The organism is Microbacterium oxydans (assembly GCF_900095745.1).
GTDB lineage: Bacteria > Actinomycetota > Actinomycetes > Actinomycetales > Microbacteriaceae > Microbacterium > Microbacterium oxydans_B.
In genome coordinates this window covers 1-18,672 of sequence record NZ_FMIR01000016.1, presented here as the reverse complement: position 1 = coordinate 18,672, position 18,672 = coordinate 1, and the positions used below count along the sequence as shown (strand labels likewise).

At 69.9% G+C, this 18,672-nt stretch carries 19 protein-coding genes; 9 read left to right on the top strand and 10 right to left on the bottom strand.

All coding sequences use genetic code 11. The features are described from left to right. Positions 1-39: 39 nt before the first annotated feature. From BQ2383_RS10250 to BQ2383_RS10235, 4 genes are all read right to left on the bottom strand, one after another. Entirely contained in the window at positions 40-804 is a 765-nt protein-coding gene (locus BQ2383_RS10250) for a hypothetical protein (RefSeq protein WP_091033381.1), read from the bottom strand. Positions 805-870: 66 nt separating this feature from the next. Next, positions 871-1,791 carry a carbohydrate ABC transporter permease gene (locus BQ2383_RS10245; RefSeq protein WP_205828765.1) on the bottom strand — a complete coding sequence of 307 codons (921 nt, stop codon included), beginning with the start codon at positions 1,789-1,791 and terminating at the stop codon, positions 871-873. A 2-nt stretch (positions 1,792-1,793) separates the two neighbouring features. Then, positions 1,794-2,768 carry a carbohydrate ABC transporter permease gene (locus BQ2383_RS10240; protein WP_205828764.1) on the bottom strand — a complete coding sequence of 325 codons (975 nt, stop codon included), beginning with the start codon at positions 2,766-2,768 and terminating at the stop codon, positions 1,794-1,796. 30 nt (positions 2,769-2,798) lie between these two features. Continuing rightward, complete coding sequence (locus BQ2383_RS10235; protein WP_091033378.1) at positions 2,799-4,043, bottom strand: extracellular solute-binding protein; 1,245 nt, start codon at positions 4,041-4,043, stop codon at positions 2,799-2,801. A gap of 329 nt (positions 4,044-4,372) precedes the next feature. Between BQ2383_RS10235 and BQ2383_RS10230 the strand changes: the two genes are divergently transcribed. The 7 genes from BQ2383_RS10230 to BQ2383_RS10200 are packed head-to-tail and all read left to right on the top strand — an operon-like array spanning position 4,373 to position 9,539. Then, a complete protein-coding gene (locus BQ2383_RS10230; RefSeq protein WP_091033376.1) occupies positions 4,373-5,269 on the top strand; it encodes an SIS domain-containing protein in 897 nt (298 codons plus the stop codon). Positions 5,270-5,293: 24 nt separating this feature from the next. After that, on the top strand, positions 5,294-6,286 hold the full coding sequence (locus BQ2383_RS10225) for an ROK family protein (RefSeq protein ID WP_244175986.1): 993 nt from the start codon (positions 5,294-5,296) through the stop codon (positions 6,284-6,286). Beyond that, complete coding sequence (locus BQ2383_RS10220) at positions 6,283-7,227, top strand: 1-phosphofructokinase family hexose kinase (RefSeq protein WP_091033374.1); 945 nt, start codon at positions 6,283-6,285, stop codon at positions 7,225-7,227. The genes BQ2383_RS10225 and BQ2383_RS10220 overlap by 4 nt, the downstream gene beginning before the upstream one ends. Beyond that, positions 7,224-8,147 carry a class II fructose-bisphosphate aldolase gene (locus tag BQ2383_RS10215; protein WP_244175985.1) on the top strand — a complete coding sequence of 308 codons (924 nt, stop codon included), beginning with the start codon at positions 7,224-7,226 and terminating at the stop codon, positions 8,145-8,147. Before BQ2383_RS10220 ends, BQ2383_RS10215 begins: the two co-directional genes overlap by 4 nt. After that, a complete protein-coding gene (locus BQ2383_RS10210) occupies positions 8,144-8,920 on the top strand; it encodes a DeoR/GlpR family DNA-binding transcription regulator (RefSeq protein WP_091033372.1) in 777 nt (258 codons plus the stop codon). The genes BQ2383_RS10215 and BQ2383_RS10210 overlap by 4 nt, the downstream gene beginning before the upstream one ends. A gap of 38 nt (positions 8,921-8,958) precedes the next feature. Then, the gene (locus tag BQ2383_RS10205; protein ID WP_091033369.1) at positions 8,959-9,195 is read left to right on the top strand and encodes a hypothetical protein; all 237 of its coding nucleotides are present in this window, start codon (positions 8,959-8,961) and stop codon (positions 9,193-9,195) included. Further along, positions 9,192-9,539: a type II toxin-antitoxin system PemK/MazF family toxin gene (locus BQ2383_RS10200; RefSeq protein ID WP_091033366.1), complete on the top strand. Its 348-nt coding sequence runs from the start codon at positions 9,192-9,194 to the stop codon at positions 9,537-9,539. The genes BQ2383_RS10205 and BQ2383_RS10200 overlap by 4 nt, the downstream gene beginning before the upstream one ends. 260 nt (positions 9,540-9,799) lie before the next feature. Here the strand turns inward: BQ2383_RS10200 and BQ2383_RS10195 are convergent, their stop codons facing one another. From BQ2383_RS10195 to BQ2383_RS10180, 4 genes are all read right to left on the bottom strand, one after another. Continuing rightward, the gene (locus BQ2383_RS10195) at positions 9,800-12,250 is read right to left on the bottom strand and encodes a CHAT domain-containing protein (protein ID WP_091033364.1); all 2,451 of its coding nucleotides are present in this window, start codon (positions 12,248-12,250) and stop codon (positions 9,800-9,802) included. A gap of 148 nt (positions 12,251-12,398) precedes the next feature. Then, on the bottom strand, positions 12,399-13,964 hold the full coding sequence (locus BQ2383_RS10190) for a S8 family peptidase (RefSeq protein WP_091033361.1): 1,566 nt from the start codon (positions 13,962-13,964) through the stop codon (positions 12,399-12,401). Between the two features lie 56 nt (positions 13,965-14,020). Beyond that, positions 14,021-14,476 carry a hypothetical protein gene (locus tag BQ2383_RS10185; protein ID WP_091033358.1) on the bottom strand — a complete coding sequence of 152 codons (456 nt, stop codon included), beginning with the start codon at positions 14,474-14,476 and terminating at the stop codon, positions 14,021-14,023. Then, entirely contained in the window at positions 14,473-15,150 is a 678-nt protein-coding gene (locus BQ2383_RS10180; protein ID WP_244175984.1) for an RNA polymerase sigma factor, read from the bottom strand. The genes BQ2383_RS10185 and BQ2383_RS10180 overlap by 4 nt, the downstream gene beginning before the upstream one ends. A gap of 69 nt (positions 15,151-15,219) precedes the next feature. Here BQ2383_RS10180 and BQ2383_RS10175 point away from each other — a divergent pair, with 69 nt between their 5' ends. Next, the gene (locus tag BQ2383_RS10175) at positions 15,220-15,438 is read left to right on the top strand and encodes an SCO4848 family membrane protein (protein ID WP_029263211.1); all 219 of its coding nucleotides are present in this window, start codon (positions 15,220-15,222) and stop codon (positions 15,436-15,438) included. Positions 15,439-15,462: 24 nt separating this feature from the next. Here the strand turns inward: BQ2383_RS10175 and BQ2383_RS10170 are convergent, their stop codons facing one another. Next, positions 15,463-16,839 carry an MFS transporter gene (locus BQ2383_RS10170; protein WP_091033356.1) on the bottom strand — a complete coding sequence of 459 codons (1,377 nt, stop codon included), beginning with the start codon at positions 16,837-16,839 and terminating at the stop codon, positions 15,463-15,465. 74 nt (positions 16,840-16,913) lie between these two features. Between BQ2383_RS10170 and BQ2383_RS10165 the strand changes: the two genes are divergently transcribed. After that, on the top strand, positions 16,914-17,504 hold the full coding sequence (locus BQ2383_RS10165; protein WP_091033353.1) for a winged helix-turn-helix domain-containing protein: 591 nt from the start codon (positions 16,914-16,916) through the stop codon (positions 17,502-17,504). A gap of 12 nt (positions 17,505-17,516) precedes the next feature. Here BQ2383_RS10165 and BQ2383_RS10160 read toward each other — a convergent pair whose 3' ends face one another. Beyond that, the gene (locus tag BQ2383_RS10160; protein WP_091033350.1) at positions 17,517-18,626 is read right to left on the bottom strand and encodes an FUSC family protein; all 1,110 of its coding nucleotides are present in this window, start codon (positions 18,624-18,626) and stop codon (positions 17,517-17,519) included. Positions 18,627-18,672: the final 46 nt, after the last annotated feature.

The following is an 18,672-nucleotide window of genomic DNA, read 5'->3' as shown; positions in this document are numbered from 1 at the left end:
TTCCACGAGATCTCCTTCAAAACAGGTGGCAGACAAGACTCAGCCGCCGAACTCGCCGATCAGGATGAGCGGGCTGTGATTGGTGTTGCAGGTGTCGCTGATCGGATCGATCAGGCTCGTGTCCTTCAGCAGTGAGCCGGGAGTGTGGCCGTCGCCGCGCACCCAGGAGAGCAGGGCGCTGAATGGGTCGGACATGGTCGTCTCCGAGGCGCCCGTGAGCGTCTCGAGGTCGACGGTCGCCGCGTCGACCCGCCGCGTCCACTCCGCCTCGTCGAACGCCTGGTACTCGGTGAGGCCGATGTCGGCGTTCGAGAACGCGCTGTAGATGTCGGAGAAGGCATCGCACTCGGAGGTGATCGCCTCGTCCCGGACGAACTCCGCGGTGGAGAAGTGCGGAGTCGCGGTCCAGGCGACGTCGTTGGTGACCCACACGTTGAGGGTCGGTCCCGTCTCTTCGGTGATCGGCCACACCAGCTCGGTCGTGCCGTCGCAGGTGCCGTTGAGTGTCGCCTGTCCGAGCGTCATCGGGTCACCCAACTCGACGCGGAACGGGCCGCCGCCGTCGCACGTGAAGTCGATCGTCACCGAGCGCATGCCCTCACGAAGCGGGAAGTCGACGCCGGGGAACGGCTCGGTCGGCCCAGTCCCGGAGATCTCGGGGCCGTCCACGCTCACGGAGACCATCGTCTCGCCCGTCGCCGTCGGCGTGGGGTCGGCCTCGGGCTGGGCTGCGGTGCAGCCACTCAGCACCAGCACGAGGATGGCGAACACGGATGCGCCGAGCGCAGGGCGTGGATGGGGCATGGGACTCCTTCGTCGCGTCTCAGAGATTTCTATCACTGAACGCGCGTGCCCTTCGTCGACCGCGGCCTACTTGACGCTGCCCGCGGTCAGACCGCCGACCAGGCGCTTCTCGATGAGCATGAACAGGATGACCACCGGCAGGATCGCGACGATCGAGACGCCGAACACGTACTGCCAGCTGGTCTCGTACTGCCCGACGAACTTGGTGAGTGCGACCGACAGCGGCTGGTTCTTGTCGGTCGACAGGATCACGAGGGAGGCCGCGAACTCGTTCCAGCAGGCGACGAACGTGAACACGATCGCGGTGACGATCCCCGGCCACACGAGCGGCAGGTTGATCTTGAACAACACGGTGAATCGCCCGGCGCCGTCGATCTGCGCGGCCTCGTCGACCTCCTTGGGGATGCCGGCGAAGAAGGAGTGCATGATCCACACGGCGAACGACAGGTTGAACGCGGCGTTGATGAAGATCATCGCCGTCCAGGTGTCGCCGAGCCCGAGCACGGTGAACTGGCGGAACAGGCCCGAGGTGAGCACCGCCGGCTGCAGCATCTGCGTGATGATCACGAGGAACAGGAACACCATGCGGCCGGGGAACTTGAACCGGGCCGTGTAGTACGCCGCGGGCAGTGACACCAGCAGGACGAGCAGCGTCGCGAACACGGCGATCACGATCGTCGAGATCAGGTTGTAGGGCAGTGGCGTCTCGGGGGTCGACCACATCGTGATGTAGTTCTCCCAGTGCCACTCCGTCGGCAGGTACGTGGGGTCCACCGACCGGATCTGCGGCTTCGTCTTCACGGAGCCGAAGAACATGATCAGGTACGGCAGCACGAAGATCGCGAGCACCAGGAATCCGGCGGCCATGCGCAGGATCACGCGGGGAAGCGTCACCTGGTCCTCGGTGTAGCGGCGCTTGCGCCCCGGGATGCGCGGGGCGGCGCCGTCGCCGGCGGTGGTCACGAGGGCGGTCTCGGTCACGGTCATGATCAGACCTCCTTCATGGGCTTGACGATCTTCACGTAGGCCGCGACGATCACGATGACGATGAGGAATGCGACCACCGAGAGGGCGCTCGCGACATCGACCTTCTTCTGCAGCTCGATGTACTTGAAGATGAGGGTCATGATCGTGTCGGCGTCGTAGCCCGGTATCGATCCGGTCATCACCTTCAGGATCGGTAGCGAGTTGAAGACGTTGATGATGTTGATGAGCACCGCGACGGCCAGGGCGCTGCGCAGCTGCGGCAGGACGATCGACCAGTAGGTGCGGGCCGGGCTCGCGCCGTCCATCTTGGCTGCCTCGATCGCGTCGGCCGGCACAGCTTGGAGTCCGGCGAGGATCGTATACGTGGTGAACGGGAGCGACACGAAGATCGCGATCACGATCGACCAGGTGAAGGCCGTCGCGGGGTTCTTGGTCCAGCCGTATCCGACCGCGTCATCCGAGAGCCCGATGTCGTAGAGGAACTTGTTGAAGATGCCGAAGTACGGCTCGAGGCTGTAGTAGAACACCATCGTCGTCATGACGACGGATGCCGCCCACGGCACGATGACAGCCATGCGCACGAGCTGGCGTCCCGGGAACGCCTTGTTGAGGATCTGCGCGAGGCCGAGCGAGATGACGACGGTGAACAGCACGACTGACACGACCCACACGATCGTGCGGAAGAAGATCGGCCAGAACTCGGTGAACGTGAACACCGTGACGAAGTTGTCGAAGCCGACCGATCCCTTGTCGAGGCCGGACAGCGAGATGTCACGCGTCGAGTTGAAGAACATCACCCCGGCGGGGAAGAACACCACGCCGATGATGAGCAGGAGTGCGGGGGCGATCCAGGGCAGAGCCTGGAGCAGGTCCTTTCCGCCCGGCCTGCCGCGCACGGCATCCGGGGTCTTCCGGGGGCGGGGGCGGCCGGTGGTGGCCGCCCCCGCGAGGTTCGAGGACTCTGTCTTCTGGCTCATTCGGGTACCCGAACCTCTCCGTCAGCGGGCTCAGCCCGCGTCGACCTGCGCCTGGATCTCGGTCAGCACATCCTGTGCCGGCTTCGACTGCAGCTGGCCGAACAGCGACTTGAACGCACCGTCGGCGGCGGACCACTTCGGGTTCGTCGACGGGTAGAACTGGGCGTCGGGCAGCACGTCGAGGAACGGCTTGAGGGCCTCCTCGCCGGAAAGCTGCTCGGCACCGGACTTGGTGACGGGCAGGAAGCCTTCGGCCTGCACCCACGGCACGTACACGTCGGCCGAGTAGTAGTAGTCGAAGAACTTCGTGATCGCCTCCTGCTTGTCGCCGTCGTTCTCGAAGGCCATCAGCTGGTCCATGACGCCGAGCGTGAACGGCGAGCCGTCCTTGGTCGGGATCGGGACGATGGAGTAGTCCAGGTCGGGGTTGCCGTCGGCGATCTGGCCGACCGTCGGCGGGAGGCCGACCTGCATGCCGATCTTGCCCTGGATGAAGATGTCCATCAGGGGCGAGCGCTGCGTCGAACCGGGGTCGGCCTGGGTCGCACCGGCGTCGATCATCTTCTTGATCTGCTCGGCACCGACGAGGTTCTCCGGGGTGTCGATCGTGATCTCGGACTCATCGCCGAACGATCCGCCGCCGCCCCACAGCCACACGGCCGCCTCGGCCTGAGCCTCTTCGGATCCGAGCGGCATGCCGTAGCCGGCGACGCCGCCGCCGAGAGCCGAGACCTTGGTCGCGGCATCCAGGAGCGAGTCCCAGTCGGTCGGCGCCTCGACGCCGGCCTGGTCGAGCAGCGCGTTGTTGACGAACAGGGCGCGGGCCGACGCGATCATCGGCAGCGCGTACGCGGTGCCGTCGATCTCGGCGTTCTTCAGGAACGACTCCTGGAAATCGGAGAAGGTCTCCTTGGAGACGACGTCTTCCGTCGGGTAGAGCAGCTCATCGCCGACGAAGCCCGCGAAGGGTCCGCCGTTGTAGATGTCGGGAGCCTCGCCCGCCTGGATCTTGGTGGAGACGACCTTCTCGAGGTTGTCCCAGGACTGCACCTCGAGCTTGACCTTGATGTCGGGGTTGGCCTTCTCGAACCCGTCGATCACGGTTTCCCAGTTCGCCTTGGTGGCGTCGGAGTAGCTGGGGACGAGCAGGTCGAGGGTCGCTGAGCCCTCTTCGCCTCCGCCGTCTCCGGACGATCCGCCGAACCCGCACGAAGCGAGCGAGAGCGTGGCGACGGCCGCAATGGCGGCGGCGCCGAACCGCAGTGACTTCTTCATGTGTATTGCATTCCTCACTGTGAGTGTCCGTCCCTCGGCGGCAGGCCGCTTCGGGAAGGGGGTGTGGTGCACAGTCGCAAGCACATCTCACGCGACAGTGCGTGGTGATCGTTTCGCCGGGTGGCATCCGCGATCGTTCAAGCCGGGGCTCGGGGGTTCTCGGCGACGATCGGAATCGACGACGAGGCGGTGGAACTTGTCCGATTATTTGTCAGGGGAACAAACAAATCAAGGGTATGCGGGGGTTGCTCTTCTTTGACGCCATACTATGATTGATTTCGGCTTCAAACGATCACAAGTACGCAACATCTCGCCAGAAAGGCACCCCGATGACTGAGTCGCTTCCCGGCGCGCACATGCGCGAAGAACTCCATTCCCAGCCGCAGATGTGGGCACGAGCTGCCGACCTCACGGCCGAGCAGGGCATGCTCCCCGCCACGGGTGCGCGGGTCGCGGTCGTCGGCTGCGGCACGTCGTGGTTCATGGCGCAGTCGTATGCCGCGCTCCGCGAGACCGCAGGCCACGGCGAGACCGATGCGTTCGCGGCTTCCGAGGCGTTCATCGACCGCGGATACGACGCCGTCGTCGCGTTGACCCGGTCCGGCACGACCAGCGAGGTGCTCGAGCTCGTCGAGCGCGTCAAGGGACGCATCCACACCATCGGGGTCATCGGCGACCCGACCTCGCCGCTCGCGTCGCTCGTCGACGAGGCGGTACTGCTGCCGTTCGTCGACGAGCAGTCCGTGGTGCAGACCCGTTTCGCGACGACAGCCCTCGCCCTGTTCCGTGCCTCGCTCGGCGAAGACCTGACCGCGGCCATCGCCGATGCCGAGGCCGTGCTGGCGGAGCCCGGCGATGACGAGCTGCGCGACGCCGAGCAGTACACGTTCCTCGGACGCGGTTGGACGATCGGTCTCGCCCACGAAGCCGCCCTCAAACTGCGGGAGTCTTCGCAGTCGTGGACCGAGGCGTATCCGTCGATGGACTACCGCCACGGCCCGATCGCCATCGCCGCTCCCGGAAGGGTCACGTGGCAGTTCGGGGAAGCGCCGGAGGGACTCGCCGGCGAGGTGGCGGCGACCGGTGCCCGTTTCGAGCAGCGGGCGATCGACCCGCTCGCCGACCTCGTCCGGCTGCATCGCACGGCCCTCGACCGCGCGGTGAAGCGCGGACTGGACCCGGATCAGCCGCGCAACCTCACGCGATCCGTCATCCTGGATGCATGACCCCACTCACGGCCGGAGCCGATGATGATCGACCCTGACGCGGCGGCGGCCGTTCCCGACGTCGAGCGTGACGCGGCGGGAGAGAAGCTCTCCGACGTGCGCGCGCTCGGCGTCGGCGCGCCGGTGCTGGCGTTCGACGTGGGCGGAACCGACATCAAGTCGGCGCTGTTCGACGCCGATGGGACCGCGCTCGGGCTCCGTCGCACGCCCACGCCGATCGCCGACGGCGACCGCACGCAGGTGCTGCTCGAGCGTCTCGAAGTACTGGCGGCCGAGCTCCGCGCGGCGCATCCCGACGTCGTGCCGCAGGCGGCCGGACTCGTGGTGCCGGGGATCGTGGATGCCGACGCCGGGGTCGGCGTCTTCGCGAGCAATCTCGGTTGGCACGACTCACCGCTTCGCGACCTCGCCTCCGACCGGCTGGGCCTGCCCGTGGCGTTCGATCACGATGTCCGCGCGGCGAGCTGGGCGGAGCGCCGCCTCGGCGGCGCCCGCGACTACGCCGATGCCGTCGTGCTGGTGATCGGCACGGGCATCGCGGGCGCCCTGCTCGTGGGCGGTGTGCCGTACACCGCGGGCGGCTACGCGGGCGAGATCGGGCACTCGCCCATCGCCGAGGGGCCGATCTGCCCCTGCGGCGCACGCGGCTGCCTGGAGGCCGTGGCCTCGGCCGGGGCCATCGCGCGGCGCTACCGGGAGGCGACCGGTGTCGCACCCGACGGGGCCAAAGACGTGATCGCCCGCGCGGACGCCGGTGACGAGGTCGCCGCAGAGATCTGGAACTCGGCGCTCGACGCCCTCACGATGTCGCTCGCGCAGCTCACCGCGGTCGTCGCGCCGCAGGCCGTGGTCATCGGCGGCGGTCTGTCCCGTGCCGGCGGCGCGCTCTTCGACGAACTGCGAAGGCGCCTCGCGGACCGGCTCAGCTTCCACCGCATCCCCGCGCTCGTCCCCGCCGAACTCTCCGGCAACGCCGGTCTGCTCGGCGCCGCCCTGCGTGCAAGGGAGCTCACGTGATCCTCACCGTCACCCCCAACCCCGCGCTCGACCTCACCTGGCACATCGACCGGCTCGTCGAGGGTGGCACGCACCGGGCGGATGCCGGAGTCGCGCGCGCCGGCGGCAAGGGGCTCAACGTCGCCCGCGTGGCATACGCCGAAGGCGCGGAGGTGCTCGCGGTCACCACGGCAGGCGGTCGCGTCGGCGAGGAGTTCGCCGCCGAACTCGCTGCCAGCGCAGTGCCGCATGCCCTCGTGCCGGTGGCCGCCGAGACCCGTCGCAGCATCGCCGTGGTCGACGAGTCCGCCGGCGACACCACGATCATCAACGAGCGCGGAGTCAACCCGGCCGACAGCGAGTGGGCCGACCTCCTCGCCGAGGTCGTCGAACGGCTGCCGACCGCGAGCGTTCTCGTCGTCTCCGGCAGTGTGCCGCCGGGCGCCCCGGACTCGCTGATCCCCATGTTCATCGCGGTCGGGAAGGACGCGGGGATCCCGGTCATCGCCGACACCTCGGGCCCCGCTCTCCTGCGCGCGGCGGATGCCGGAGCCGACGTGCTGAAGCCCAATGCGGCCGAACTCATCGAAGCCACCGGCATCACCGATCCGGTCGAGGCTGCCCGTTCGCTGATCGCGCGCGGCGCCGAGCTCGTGCTGCTCTCGCTGGGCGCCGACGGCATGCTCGCCGTCACCGCCTCCGACCTGGTGCACGCGCGCCTCGATGAGCCGCTTGCGGGCAACCCCACCGGTGCCGGAGATGCCGGTGTGGCCGCGTGCGCCGTGCTGTACGCGGAGGGCGAGCGCGATCCCGAGCAGATCCTCCGACGGGCCACGGCCTGGTCCGCCGCCGCGGTGCTGGCCCCGCTCGCCGGCGACATCTCCCCGCGCTGGCGCGCACTCGAACAGCAGCTGCGCGTCTCGCGTCCCGACCCTGAATCGTTCCGGAAGGACCCTTCGTGACCCTCGTCTCCGCCCGCGACCTCGTCTCCGCCGCATCCGCTGCCGGCACGGGGATCGGCGCGTTCAACGTGATCCACCTCGAGACCGCCGAAGGACTCGTGCGTGCCGCCGCTCTCGCCGAGCTGCCCGTGATCCTGCAGATCTCGCAGAACTGCGCCGACTATCACGGCGGGCTCGAGCCGATCGCACTGGCCACACTCGCGGTTGCCCGACGCGCACAGATGCCGGTCGCCGTGCACCTCGATCACGCCGAACGACCCGAGTTGGTCGACGAGGCCATCGCACTGGGCTTCGGGTCGGTCATGTTCGACGGCGGCGCGCTGCCCTATGACGACAACGTCGCGCTCACGGCATCCGTCGCCGCTCGGGCGCACGCGGCCGGGGTCTACGTCGAGGGCGAGCTGGGCGAGGTGGGGGGCAAGGACGGCGCTCACGCGCCGGGTGTGCGCACCGACCCCGATGAGGCGCGGGCTTTCGTCGCGGCGACCGGAGTCGATGCGCTCGCGGTCGCGGTGGGTTCCTCCCACGCGATGACCGACCGCACGGCGTCGCTCGACCTCGACCTGATCGCCAGGCTCCATGCGGCGCTGCCGGTTCCGCTCGTGCTGCACGGATCCTCGGGAGTGGCGGATGCGGTGATCGCGGATGCCGTGCGCGCCGGGATGACCAAGATCAACGTCTCCACGCACCTCAACGGCTTCTTCACCCGTGCGGTGCGGGAGAAGCTCGACGCGGATGAGCGGCTGGTCGACTCGCGCAAGTACCTCGCACCTGCGCGCGACGCGCTCGCCGTCGAGGCTGCCCGCATGCTCCGCCTGTTCGCGTCGCCGTCGCAGATTCGCGCTCAGGTCGCAGAGAATCCGGGGAACTCTGCGACCTCGACGGGAATCGACGACACCGTGCAGGGCGCTCGGCGATGAAGCGGGCAGCGCGGCTGAACGCGATCCTCGACCTGCTGGCCGCGAGCGGCGAGGTCACCGTCGAGGATCTCGTGGAGCAGTTCGGAGCCTCGTCGGCCACGACCCGCCGCGACCTCGACACGCTCGCCGAGCAGCGGCTGCTCACCCGTACGCACGGTGGTGCGGTGGCACAGGCCGTCGCCTACGAGCTGCCGATCCGCTACAAGAGCCACCTGCGCACGCAGGAGAAGGACAGCATCGCGCAGACCGCGGCGGGCCTCGTCGCCCCCGGCATGGTGGTCGGGCTGTCCGGCGGCACCACGACCACGGCGATCGCGGCTGCACTCGCCGCCCGAGACGACCTGTCCGGCAACGGCGGCATCACCGTCGTCACGAATGCCGTGAACATCGCTGCACAGCTCGCCACGCGGCCCGACATCAAGGTCGTCGTCACCGGGGGCGTCATCCACTCGCGCAGCTACGAGCTCGTCGGTCCGTTCGTCGAACAGCTGCTGCGCGGGGTGCGCCTCGACATCGCCTTCATCGGCGTGAACGGGATGGATGCCGCCGCGGGTGCCACCACGCAGGACGAACGCGAGGCCGCCGTCAACCGCATGATGGCAGAACGCGCCCGGCGCGCGGTCGTGGTCACCGACGGCAGCAAACTCGGGGTCGAGGCCTTCTCGACGGTCGGCGGTGTCGAGCTCTTCCCGACCGTGATCACGGATGCGGGAGCGGATGCCGAGGCGCTTGCCGCGCTGCGCGCCGCCGGCTATGCGGTGCTCGTCGCCTGAACCGGGACGTCCCGCGGAGAGCGCGGTATACTCAAAGTATGACCACCACCATCAAGGTGAACGACGATCTCCGCGATCGCCTGAAAGAGCAGGCTGCACGCGATGGACTCACGCTGGGTGCGCATCTCGCTCACCTCGCCGACGCCGAAGACCGTCGTTGGAGGCTGCAGTCGCTGAAGCGCGCGATCGAACGGACTGCTCCGTCCGAGAAGGCATCGCATGCCGCAGAAGCCGCCGAATGGGAGCGGGCTGACCTGAGCGACGCGACCGCGTGAGTTCCTCCTCGGAGCTCGCGCCGGGACGAGTCGCATGGGCGGCGCTCGAGCCCGTGCGCGGCAGGGAGCAGGGTGGGCACCGACCTGTTCTGATCGTGGCCTCGGCCGGGTACCTGGATGCGGTGACGACGCTGGCCATCGTGCTGCCGATCACGACGACCGACCGGGGGTGGCCGAATCATGTCATGGTGGACGGGCCGAGCGGACTCGATCGGCCATCGTGGATCATGACCGAGCAACCTCGCACACTCTCGCGCGACCGCCTTACGGGAACGGCAGGCGAGGTCACGGAAGAGTGCCTCGAATCGGTACGCGCGTGGCTCGGCGACTTCCTCGATCTGTAGGAACATCCCCTGACCCCGGACACCCCAAGGGCCCCGACGTCCCCAGATCGTCGAGGCCCTATGAGGGCGCCGCGGCTGCATGCCGCGACACCCCCGAGCAGATGGTGTCCGTGTCGTACTCACGCTCCCCAGCGCGCTTGATATCCCCAGATCCGACTGCGCCTCCCTCGCGCCTCAACCCTTCGAGGCCCTTCGCATGGCACCTTCCGAAGAACAGGAGCGTGCGGCACCGGTTCTGATACACCGAATGGAGAAAAAGATCAGAATCCGTCTCCGTGGCACTGGAACGGGGCGCTCAGACCGGTGTCGAGGGTGGCTCGTGCGAGGGCGGCTGAGGGCGTCGCGCCCTCGGACAGGCCGACGTGCACGGCACTCAGCAGCTCGGCCGCCACCTCGTCGGGGACGGCGACCGGGGCGGCGATCACGCAGTCCGCGCCCGCGTGCAGCCACACCCGCGTCATCCCGAGTGCCTCCTCGCCCCAGCGCACCGAGGAACGCCCGAGTTCGCAGGCAGAGAGGATCACGGTCGCGGGGACGCGGGGAATCAGGTCGACGTCGTAGCCGAAGAGGATGCCGTCGGCGAGCTCGAAGCCCGAGAACAGGGGGTTGTCCACCGCATGTCTGCCGTGCGCGGCGATGTGCAGCACGTCGCTGTCCGACGCGAGTTCGGTGGCTGCCGCCACCGTGGCCTCGCCGCTCTCGAGGATCCGTGTCGCCACACCCCCGCCGTCCCAGGTGGCCGCCGCCCGCCGCACCTCCTCGCCGGCGCGCGGGACGCGCGGACCCGCGGCGAATCCGATCGTCGACGGGCGTCCGCCGACGGAGGCCGTGCCGCCCAGCAGCCGCGACACCGACGTCGCGAGCGTGAACGGGACGCCGGTCATGCCGGGCAGCATCGCCCACGGCACTCCGCCGAGAGCTCCCGGCACGGTGATCGCCAGACGGTGCGCCGACGGTGCCGCCAGGAGCAGCGGCGCGAGCAGTTCGGCATCCAGCAGCGACAACCGCGACGAGAGTGCGCGCGCGGTCACGGCGCCCATCAGACCGCCGCGGGTCATCGCGGCCATGTCGAGGTCGGCGCGCAGACCGTCGAGCGCGGATCGCACGCGGGGCCACGACAGGTCGACGACTGTCGCCCCCGAGTGTGTCACCACGATCCCGTGCAGCGCGGAGCCGGTGAAGACGTACGACAGGACGGCGGTGTCGGGGTCGAGCAGCGCCGTCGCCTCGGCGAGACCCAGCCGCTCACGGGTGCCGCCCGACCCCGTCGCGGCCCACTGCCGCTCGCGCACCCGGTCGCGCAGCACGCGCACGCGAGCGTCCGTGGTCCAGTCGGCGCCCGCGAGCTCGGCGCGCAGCATCCGCAGTTCCGCCAGATCCACGGCCAGCGAATCGTCGCGCGGAGGCCGAACCGGAGCGACCTGCTGGCTGAGGTGGCGGGCACGCTCCGACCACTCGAACATCGTCGCGGGATCGTGCAGGCGCGCGGCGGCGGCGAGGCCGGCGTACATCAGGTCGGCGCCGTGCATGGCGACCGAGGCCTGCAGGTCGAGGGCGCCGAACGACTGCTGCCAGGCGGTGAGCAGTTCGAGGCCGTCGGCGGCGGCGCGCAGCGCATCGCGGTCGCGACCTCGTGCGGCAGCGCGCGCGACCCTGACCTCGTGGGCGCGGAGCCGGAGCGGCGTCGGGGCGCTGTCGTCGAGCCGCGGCAGGCGACCGGCGCCATCGCGTCGTGCGCTCAGACGGAGCCCGGTCGCCTCGGTCCGGAATCCCGCGTGGTCGAGGGCTCTGGCGGTTCGGGCGAAGGCGGCTGCATCGATGGGGCGCTCCGGCTTCGCCCGCTGCCGTGCTTCGAGCCGCACCGCTTCGGCTCGCGCCGCCCATCCGTGGTTCGTGAGCGCGGTGAAGCGCCGTGCCGCCGTGCGGGCGGTGCGCTCGGCGGCATCCGGATCATGGCGCAGCAGCGAGCGCGCGAGGTGGAATTCGGCTTCACCCCTGGCCTGCGGCATCCGCTGCGCGCCGAACTCCGCGGCGACCCGACCCAGCAGGGTCTCGGCCTCGGTGGTGAGGCCGGCGTCGCGAAGAACCTCGGCGCGGTCGAGGTCGCTGATCGCGGCGGCCAGATCGCTGATCGCGGCGAGCGTCGGACGGGAGCGGGTCATCAGGGTGAGCGCGCTGACGAGGTCGCCGCCCAGCAGCGCCGCGTAACCGAGGTTGTGCCGCGCCTCCGCGAGCGGCTCCTGGTCGTCGTTCGTCTCGTACACGGCCACCGCGCGCCGCAGGTCTTCCATGCACGTGTCGAGCTCGCGCTGCTGCATGCGCACGACCGAGCGGTTCATCAGGCAGTTCGCGAGCTCGGTGGTCTCGTCGCCGATCGCGGTGAACGTGTCGATGGCGCGGCTGAGCTCGACCTCGGCCGCCGCCAGTGTGCCGGCGTGCATGAGCAGCACGCCGAGCTGGCCGCTGAGCACGGCGACCGTCTCGGCGCGCAGTCCGGAGCGGCGGAGGGCGTCGCGGCACAGCTGCTCGGCCGCCGTCGGCTGCCCGGTCTGCGCGAGGACGTAGGCGGTCGTGCCGTCGATGCGGGCGCGCAGATCGGGATCGTCGGTGCGGGCGGATGCCGTGTCGAGCGCGCGCCGCGCCTGCGTGAACCGCCTCGCGTTCGCCGCCTCGACTCCGCGCCGATGCAGCTCGTTGGCGGACAGGGGCATCCGTCCAGAATGCCCTGCCTCGCGGCTGGGCGGAAGAGCGCGGACCCATGGGGTGGGACCGGACCGGGACCGGACCGGGACCGAACTCGGGCCGAACACCCAAGACGGACCGCCCGTATCGGTGCGGGCGGTCCGGCTCGGGGGTGGGTCAGGTCGGGTCGACCGGTGTCGGCAGGGACTTCAGCACAGCGGCGACGGCCTTCCTGGCGGCAGCCGGGGCCGCACCGCCGACCGGCACGGTGCCGAGCTGCGCAGCGATGCGCCCGGCGACATACGGTGCCGCGAACGACGTGCCGCTCCAGATCGCGAACCCGCCTCGATAGTCGTCGGGGTCGATCGTCTCGCGGCGGAGGCCGTCGACGTCTGCGCGAGTCGCCGCCTGAGAGCCTCCGACGAAGCCGGGCGAGGTGCTCACCACGGCGGCGCCCGGGGCGTAGGTCTGCACCCACGGGCCGACGTTCGAGAAGAGGGCGACCGACTGCGCCGAGGGATTGAGCGCCCCGACCGACACGAGCGGGGTGCCGTTGTCGTGCGGGATGCCGTTGTGCGAGTCGGGCCACGGCCACAGCGATGCCGGGAACGAGGGCCGATCGATGGCGTCGTTGCCCGCCGAGCACACGACGACACAGCCGAGCTCCCGCGCCTTCGCCAGCAGCTGGTGCAGCGTGAGGCTGAACATCTTGTCGACCGGCGTCTCGTGGTAGTAGCTGAGCGACAGGTTCAGCACGTCGATCGGGAAGCCCGTCGTCGGGTCCTCGCGGTGGCGGATCAGCAGCGTGACGACCTGTGCGACCGTGTCGAGCAAGGTGCTCTCGTCGACCACGCCCAGTGCGCCCGCCACGCGGATCGAGAGGATGTCGGCATCCGGTGCCGCCTGCCGGACGAGCCCCGCGATGAAGGTGCCGTGGCCGGCGACCGCGTCGATCGCGCCGTCGAGCTGTCCGTACAGGTCGGGGTAGCGTTCCGGGTCGGCGTCGTCTGTCAGCCCCACAGGGACCCCGTCGAGGTCGACATGCCGGGTGACGATGTCGTCGGGAAGCCAGGCGTGCTCGCCGCATCCCGTGTCGAGCACCGCGACGACGGGGCGCCGCCCGCGTTTCGGCGCCGGCCCGCGCACGGGAGCAGGGCCGAGCCAGGTCACCGGCTGCCGCGCGCCCCGCCCGGGCTCGAGGTAGTCGTCGCTGCCCGCGGCGCCCTCGCCGCGCACCGGGTTGGTCCGCGTGAACGGGTTGGTGCGGGTGAACGGGTTCGTGCGCGTGAACGGGTTGAGCCCGACCGGGTCGATGGACAGCACGTGGTCGAGGCTCGTCCGCGGCATCGGCGAGTGTGACATGCGGCGCGCGCGCTGGAGCACCCGCCACGCGTCGGGCGAGAACGGGGCCTCGCCGCCCACCGGGTCGTCGGGGGTCGTCAACAGCAGGCGCTGGAATCCGGCGACGCCGGGGACCAGCTCGCCGTCGCCGATCTCGCGCGCTCCGCGTTCCTCCTCGAGCTGCCATCCGAAGATGTCCGCCGCATCGCGCAGCGTCCGCACCTCCTGGTCATAGGCTTCCTCGTCGCCGAGGGCTCGCGTGACCAGCAGTCGCTCCGGCAGGTACGCCGTCGGAAAGGCGCGGATGCCGTCCACGGGCTCTGTGCTCGGGTCGAGCGCCGTTCCCCGGCGGATCGATCCTTCCGCGCGGTCCTGCCAGGTCCATCCCTTGGGCTGCTCCATCGTCATCCTCTCGGTGCGGGTCGCCCCGCGGCTTCATCGACGGGCGGTGCCCGCGATCACAGCTCGAACTGCGGGGTCGCCAGCGTGCGCGTCTCGTCCCCGATCGCGGTCGTCAGGCGCACGCGCGTGAGACCGGGCGGCACCTCGTCGAACGCGAAGCGTCCGGTCTCCTCCGGCGAGGCCGAGATCGTCTTCTCGCCCTGCGTCAGGAAGACCTCTGCGGCACCGGTGTCGACCCAGCCGTCGACGCGGCGGCGACCGGATGCGGTGCGCGTCACATGCAGCAGGATGCTGGTGCTGCCGTCGCTGAACTGCAGGGTGAGTGCATCCGCCTCACCCCGCACGGCGCCGAGCTGCCCCTCGACGAGGGTGAGCAGCGCGTACTCGCGGTTCAGCCCGTCGGCGGCGACGGCGGCGACCATGCGGTCGATCAGCCCAGCGGGCACGGGGTCGACGTCGCTCCAGAGCGTGCGGAGCCGGGCGAACATCTCGGCATCCTCCTGAGCGCTCATGCGAGTCCCCCCTGGGCGGTCGGCGGTGCGTCCAGCAGCGCGCGCAACTTGGCCAGACATCTATTGCGCGTCGGCCCGATGCTTCCGATGGGCATCGCGAGGTCGGTCGCGATGCGCGCGTAGTCGGGCCGGTCCTCGAAGGCGATCACGCGCAGCAGCTTCTGGCAGCGCTCGTTGAGGCGGCGTACGGCCGTCCACAGTCGACGGTTCTCGTCGCCGATCGTCGCGTGCTCTTCGGCCGAGGCCTGCTCGGGAAGGAGCGTATCGAGGTCGTCGGTGTCGGTCGTGTCGACCTTGCCGTGGGCCTTGGCGACCTTCCAGGCCTCGCGACGGGCGGTCGTGGTGAGCCAGGCCGACACGGCGCGGGGGTCGCTGATCGAGCCGTGCCCGCGCACGAGCTGCAGCCAGGTGGTCTGCACCACATCTTCCGCGAGCGTGCGTTCGAGCCCGTACGCGCGCACCACATGCCAGAGCACGGGGGTCATCAGTCGTACGAGCTCGTCCATCGCGCGGCCATCGCCCTCGCGCCATGCGCCGAACAGATCCGCGGCGCGCTCCCAGCGTGCGCGCCCGTCATCCGAAGCAGGATCGAGAGCGGCGCCGGGTGCGCCGTCGATCATGAAGCCCATTGTGATCACATCTACCAGGAGCACGGCAAGAGGATTCTGATACATGACTTCATCCAAGAATTCCGCGCGTGCTGCGCGGTCGGATGCCGCGGTGGATCTCGATAGCGTTGAGGGGTGATCGCCCTCTCCGTCGTGCTCTTCCTCAACGCCGCCTTCAACGCCGTCGTCTGGCCCCAGTTCTACAAGCGCGTCGCCCACGATCCGCGTGCGCGCGACGAGAACGGCAAGGCCACCGCGTTCCTCAAGGTGCACGCCGTCCTCATCGCGATCGCCCTGGTGCTCGCACTGGTCTCGGTGCTCGCCGGCGTCGCGGCGCTGACCGGCGCGCTCTAGCACCGCACCTCTTCCGGAGGCAGGTCAGGCCGACTCGAACTCCTTCGCGTGCGCGGCCCACCGCGACTCGACCGGGAGTGCGCGCAGCGCCCGGTTGGTGACGGCCAGAGCCACGGATGCCAGGCACAGCGCGGCGCAGAGCAGCAGCGTCCATTCCCGCCCGACCCACGCGAGACCGAATCCGGCGATCAGCGGCGCGAGGGGCATCGCCCCCATGCCGAGCACACCGGCGGCGCTGTTGGCGCGGCCGAGCAGGTGCGTCGGTGTCGCGACCATGAAGTAGCCCATCATCCCGGCGTTGAGCGCGGGCACCAGGAGCACGGAGGCGCCGAGGACGACGGCGATCGCCCAGGGCGTCGTGACCATCGTGAGCGCGATGACCCCGACGGCCGCGACCGAGAGCCCGGCGATCGTCAGGATCCCGGCCTTGATGCGGGGGACGAGCAGAGGGGCGCACACGGCGCCGACGAGCATCACCGCACCGATCCCTGCGCTCAGCGTGCCGATGAGGAGTTCGGAGTGCCCGTCCTGCTGGAGCGAGTAGATGACGGTGGTGATCGCGGCGTTGAACCCCAGGTTCACGACCGTGGTGATGAGCAGGACTCCGCCGAGGTCGGGGCGGGAGAGCAGCCAGCCGAATGCCTCCCGCAGCTCGGCCCAGGCGTTCGGCTTGGCGGGGGCGGCCGACACAGAGGTGCCGAAACCCAGATCATCCGTCGCGGCGACGGCGCGTTCAGCCACGACACGCCGCGGGTCGTCCGGGTCGTCTCCGTTTTCGCCGGCCGCTCCGGTGTCGACCACCCCGGCGCGCCGCGCCTGGCGCCCCAGCATCCACGCGGTCAGTGCGGCGATCGCGTGGCAGAGGGTCATGACGACGCCGACCGCCCAGCCGCCGATGCCCAGCAGCAGGCCCCCGAGCGGGCCGCCCGCGAGCTGGAGCGCGGCATCCCGGCCCTGGTTCGCGGCCTGCGCGCGACCCATCGCGTCGTCGGGGACGATCTCCTTGATCGCGCTCTCGCCGGCGACGTCGAAGAGTCCGCTGCGGGCGGCGAGGAGGATGTCGATCACCAGCAGCGAACCGAAGGTCATCGCGTCACCGAGGGCGAGCAGGGTGAAGGCCCCCGCCAGCACGATGCCGATGAGCGATCCGAGCAGCATCAGGGCGATGCGGCGGTGGCGGTCGGCGAGGACTCCGCCGGCGAGGGTCATGAGCAGGCGGGCGATCATTCCGGCCGCGCCGATGATGCCGGCCTGGGCCGGGTCGTTCGTCACGATGAGCGCGAGCAGCGGGATCGCGAAACCGAAGAGCGCGGCCGCGAGGCCCTTGCTCGTGTCGCTCAGCAACCAGGTGAGGTAGCGGGGGTTGCGCCACAGGCGATGCGGGTCGGTGGGGGTGGTCATGCGTCGAGAGTAATTGCGCAAGAACAATTGCGCAAGTTTTATTGCGCAACTTTGGGTGCGGGTAGGATCGGGACATGGCAGCCGACACCAGCGAGAGCAACGGCGACGATCCCGTCTGGATGACCTCGGCCATGCTCAAGGCCTACTCCCACCCGCTGCGGCGGCAGATGATCCGCCTGTTCTCACGCCGCGATTTCCTGCGAGCCGCCGACATCGCCGCCGAGCTCGGGGTGCCGGCCAACAGTGCGAGCTTCCACTTGCGTGCGCTCGCCGATGCCGGTCTCATCGAAGAGGCGCCCGAGCAGGCCCGCGATCGACGCGACCGTGTCTGGACCGGGCACAAAGGTCCCCTCAACCTGGGCGGCCCGGAAAGCCCCGTCGCCGACGAGGAGCTCGGCACGGCGGTGATTGCCGCGCTGGTGGAAGATCATCAGGATCTGATGCGCCGAGTGACCGCCTGGACCCCCGAGTATGTCGCCGGACGCACGACCGAGGTGCACGCCGCGTTCACCCAGCGCACGATCCGGTTGACCGAGTGCGAGTTCGACGACGCGATGGTGAAGATCAACGATGTGCTGAGTGCCGCCGACGATGCGCACGACAGCGCCGACCCCGACGGCCGCTACTGGCAGGTCGACGTGATCGCCGCCGACGACACCATCTGACGCGGACCGGAGTCAGTCCTCGGGCGACGAGCCCGTTCCGCTGAGGATCAGGATGCGGCGCAGGTGCATCGCGGTGAGCACCCCGGGCCCCATCGAACGGCGCACATCGACGGTGCGGCTGTCGACCGTCTCGAGCAGCAGTCGCGTGGCCCGTGCGGCTTCACCGCGGATGCGATGGTCTTCCGGCGTCGAGGCATCGCCGCGCGCGATCACCTCGGCCACGGCGTGACACGCGGCGGACAGCGGCTCGGGAAGTGCGGGGTCGAGCGCGATGCCGGCCGGTCGGTCCCAGATGGTGTCGGCGATCGCGTCGGAGATGTCGCGGATGAGGTGAGCGATCCGGTCGAGAGTGGCGAGATCCTCGTGGCTCTGCTCCATGCGCGGTCGGTGCCCCTTCGCTCGCGGATTTCCGCGTCGGCTCTCGTCGGCCTCCACGAGTGCCAACCGCAGCTCGCCGGTCGTGTCGGCGAGCGAGGCCGCGTCGTCGGCCCACTGCTCGTGCTCCGGCGGCCACGACTCGGAGACCGCTGACCCGATGTCGTCGAGATGTCGGGCCAGCTGTTCCCGGAACGCCTCCAGCCGCGCCGCCGCCACCCCGGTGAGGGGTGCCGGGGCGATCAGGACGTTGACCACGAGCCCGATGACGACCCCGACCCCCATCTGGGTGAGGTAGCCGAGGGAGTAGTCGTCGGCGTTCTGCCCGCCGATGATCAGCACGAACAGCGCGGCCATCGGGACGTACTCGCGCCCGACGCCGAACCACCCCGTTCCGGAGACCAGCACCCCCACGCCCACGACGAGCGGGATGGTCCACCACGTCGGCCCCACCGTGAGCACCACCACGGTGGCGAGGCCGATGCCGGTGGCGAGGCCGAGCAGCGTCTGGAAGCTCGACTTCGCCGACCCCATCAGCGTGGGGTACATGCTCACCAGCGCTCCGAGCGGGGCGTAGTAGGGGTACTCGTCGGTGACGCCCGGCATGTGCGGGGCGATCATCCAGGCGAGTCCGACCGCGAGCATCGTCTTCGCGACGAGCAGCAGGCGGGCGGGGAGGACGGCCTCGTGGAGCGCGCGGGCGATGCCTGCGCGGCGTGCGCGGAATCGGGCCTGGCTCTGCGTCACGGCATCCTCTCTTTCGGCGGGTGCGGCGGGTGCGGCGGGTGCGGCG

What these genes read in the sequence shown, in the direction of transcription:
- BQ2383_RS10205 (WP_091033369.1), top strand. Translation starts at nt 8,959, where the DNA reads ATGACCACCACCATCAAGGTGAACGACGATCTCCGCGATCGCCTGAAA.
- BQ2383_RS10235 (WP_091033378.1), bottom strand. Translation starts at nt 4,043, where the DNA reads ATGAAGAAGTCACTGCGGTTCGGCGCCGCCGCCATTGCGGCCGTCGCC.
- BQ2383_RS10225 (WP_244175986.1), top strand. Translation starts at nt 5,294, where the DNA reads ATGATCGACCCTGACGCGGCGGCGGCCGTTCCCGACGTCGAGCGTGAC.
- BQ2383_RS10250 (WP_091033381.1), bottom strand. Translation starts at nt 804, where the DNA reads ATGCCCCATCCACGCCCTGCGCTCGGCGCATCCGTGTTCGCCATCCTC.
- BQ2383_RS10180 (WP_244175984.1), bottom strand. Translation starts at nt 15,150, where the DNA reads ATGTATCAGAATCCTCTTGCCGTGCTCCTGGTAGATGTGATCACAATG.
- BQ2383_RS10165 (WP_091033353.1), top strand. Translation starts at nt 16,914, where the DNA reads ATGGCAGCCGACACCAGCGAGAGCAACGGCGACGATCCCGTCTGGATG.
- BQ2383_RS10245 (WP_205828765.1), bottom strand. Translation starts at nt 1,791, where the DNA reads ATGACCGTGACCGAGACCGCCCTCGTGACCACCGCCGGCGACGGCGCC.
- BQ2383_RS10210 (WP_091033372.1), top strand. Translation starts at nt 8,144, where the DNA reads ATGAAGCGGGCAGCGCGGCTGAACGCGATCCTCGACCTGCTGGCCGCG.
- BQ2383_RS10185 (WP_091033358.1), bottom strand. Translation starts at nt 14,476, where the DNA reads ATGAGCGCTCAGGAGGATGCCGAGATGTTCGCCCGGCTCCGCACGCTC.
- BQ2383_RS10230 (WP_091033376.1), top strand. Translation starts at nt 4,373, where the DNA reads ATGACTGAGTCGCTTCCCGGCGCGCACATGCGCGAAGAACTCCATTCC.
- BQ2383_RS10190 (WP_091033361.1), bottom strand. Translation starts at nt 13,964, where the DNA reads ATGGAGCAGCCCAAGGGATGGACCTGGCAGGACCGCGCGGAAGGATCG.
- BQ2383_RS10240 (WP_205828764.1), bottom strand. Translation starts at nt 2,768, where the DNA reads ATGAGCCAGAAGACAGAGTCCTCGAACCTCGCGGGGGCGGCCACCACC.
- BQ2383_RS10170 (WP_091033356.1), bottom strand. Translation starts at nt 16,839, where the DNA reads ATGACCACCCCCACCGACCCGCATCGCCTGTGGCGCAACCCCCGCTAC.
- BQ2383_RS10195 (WP_091033364.1), bottom strand. Translation starts at nt 12,250, where the DNA reads ATGCCCCTGTCCGCCAACGAGCTGCATCGGCGCGGAGTCGAGGCGGCG.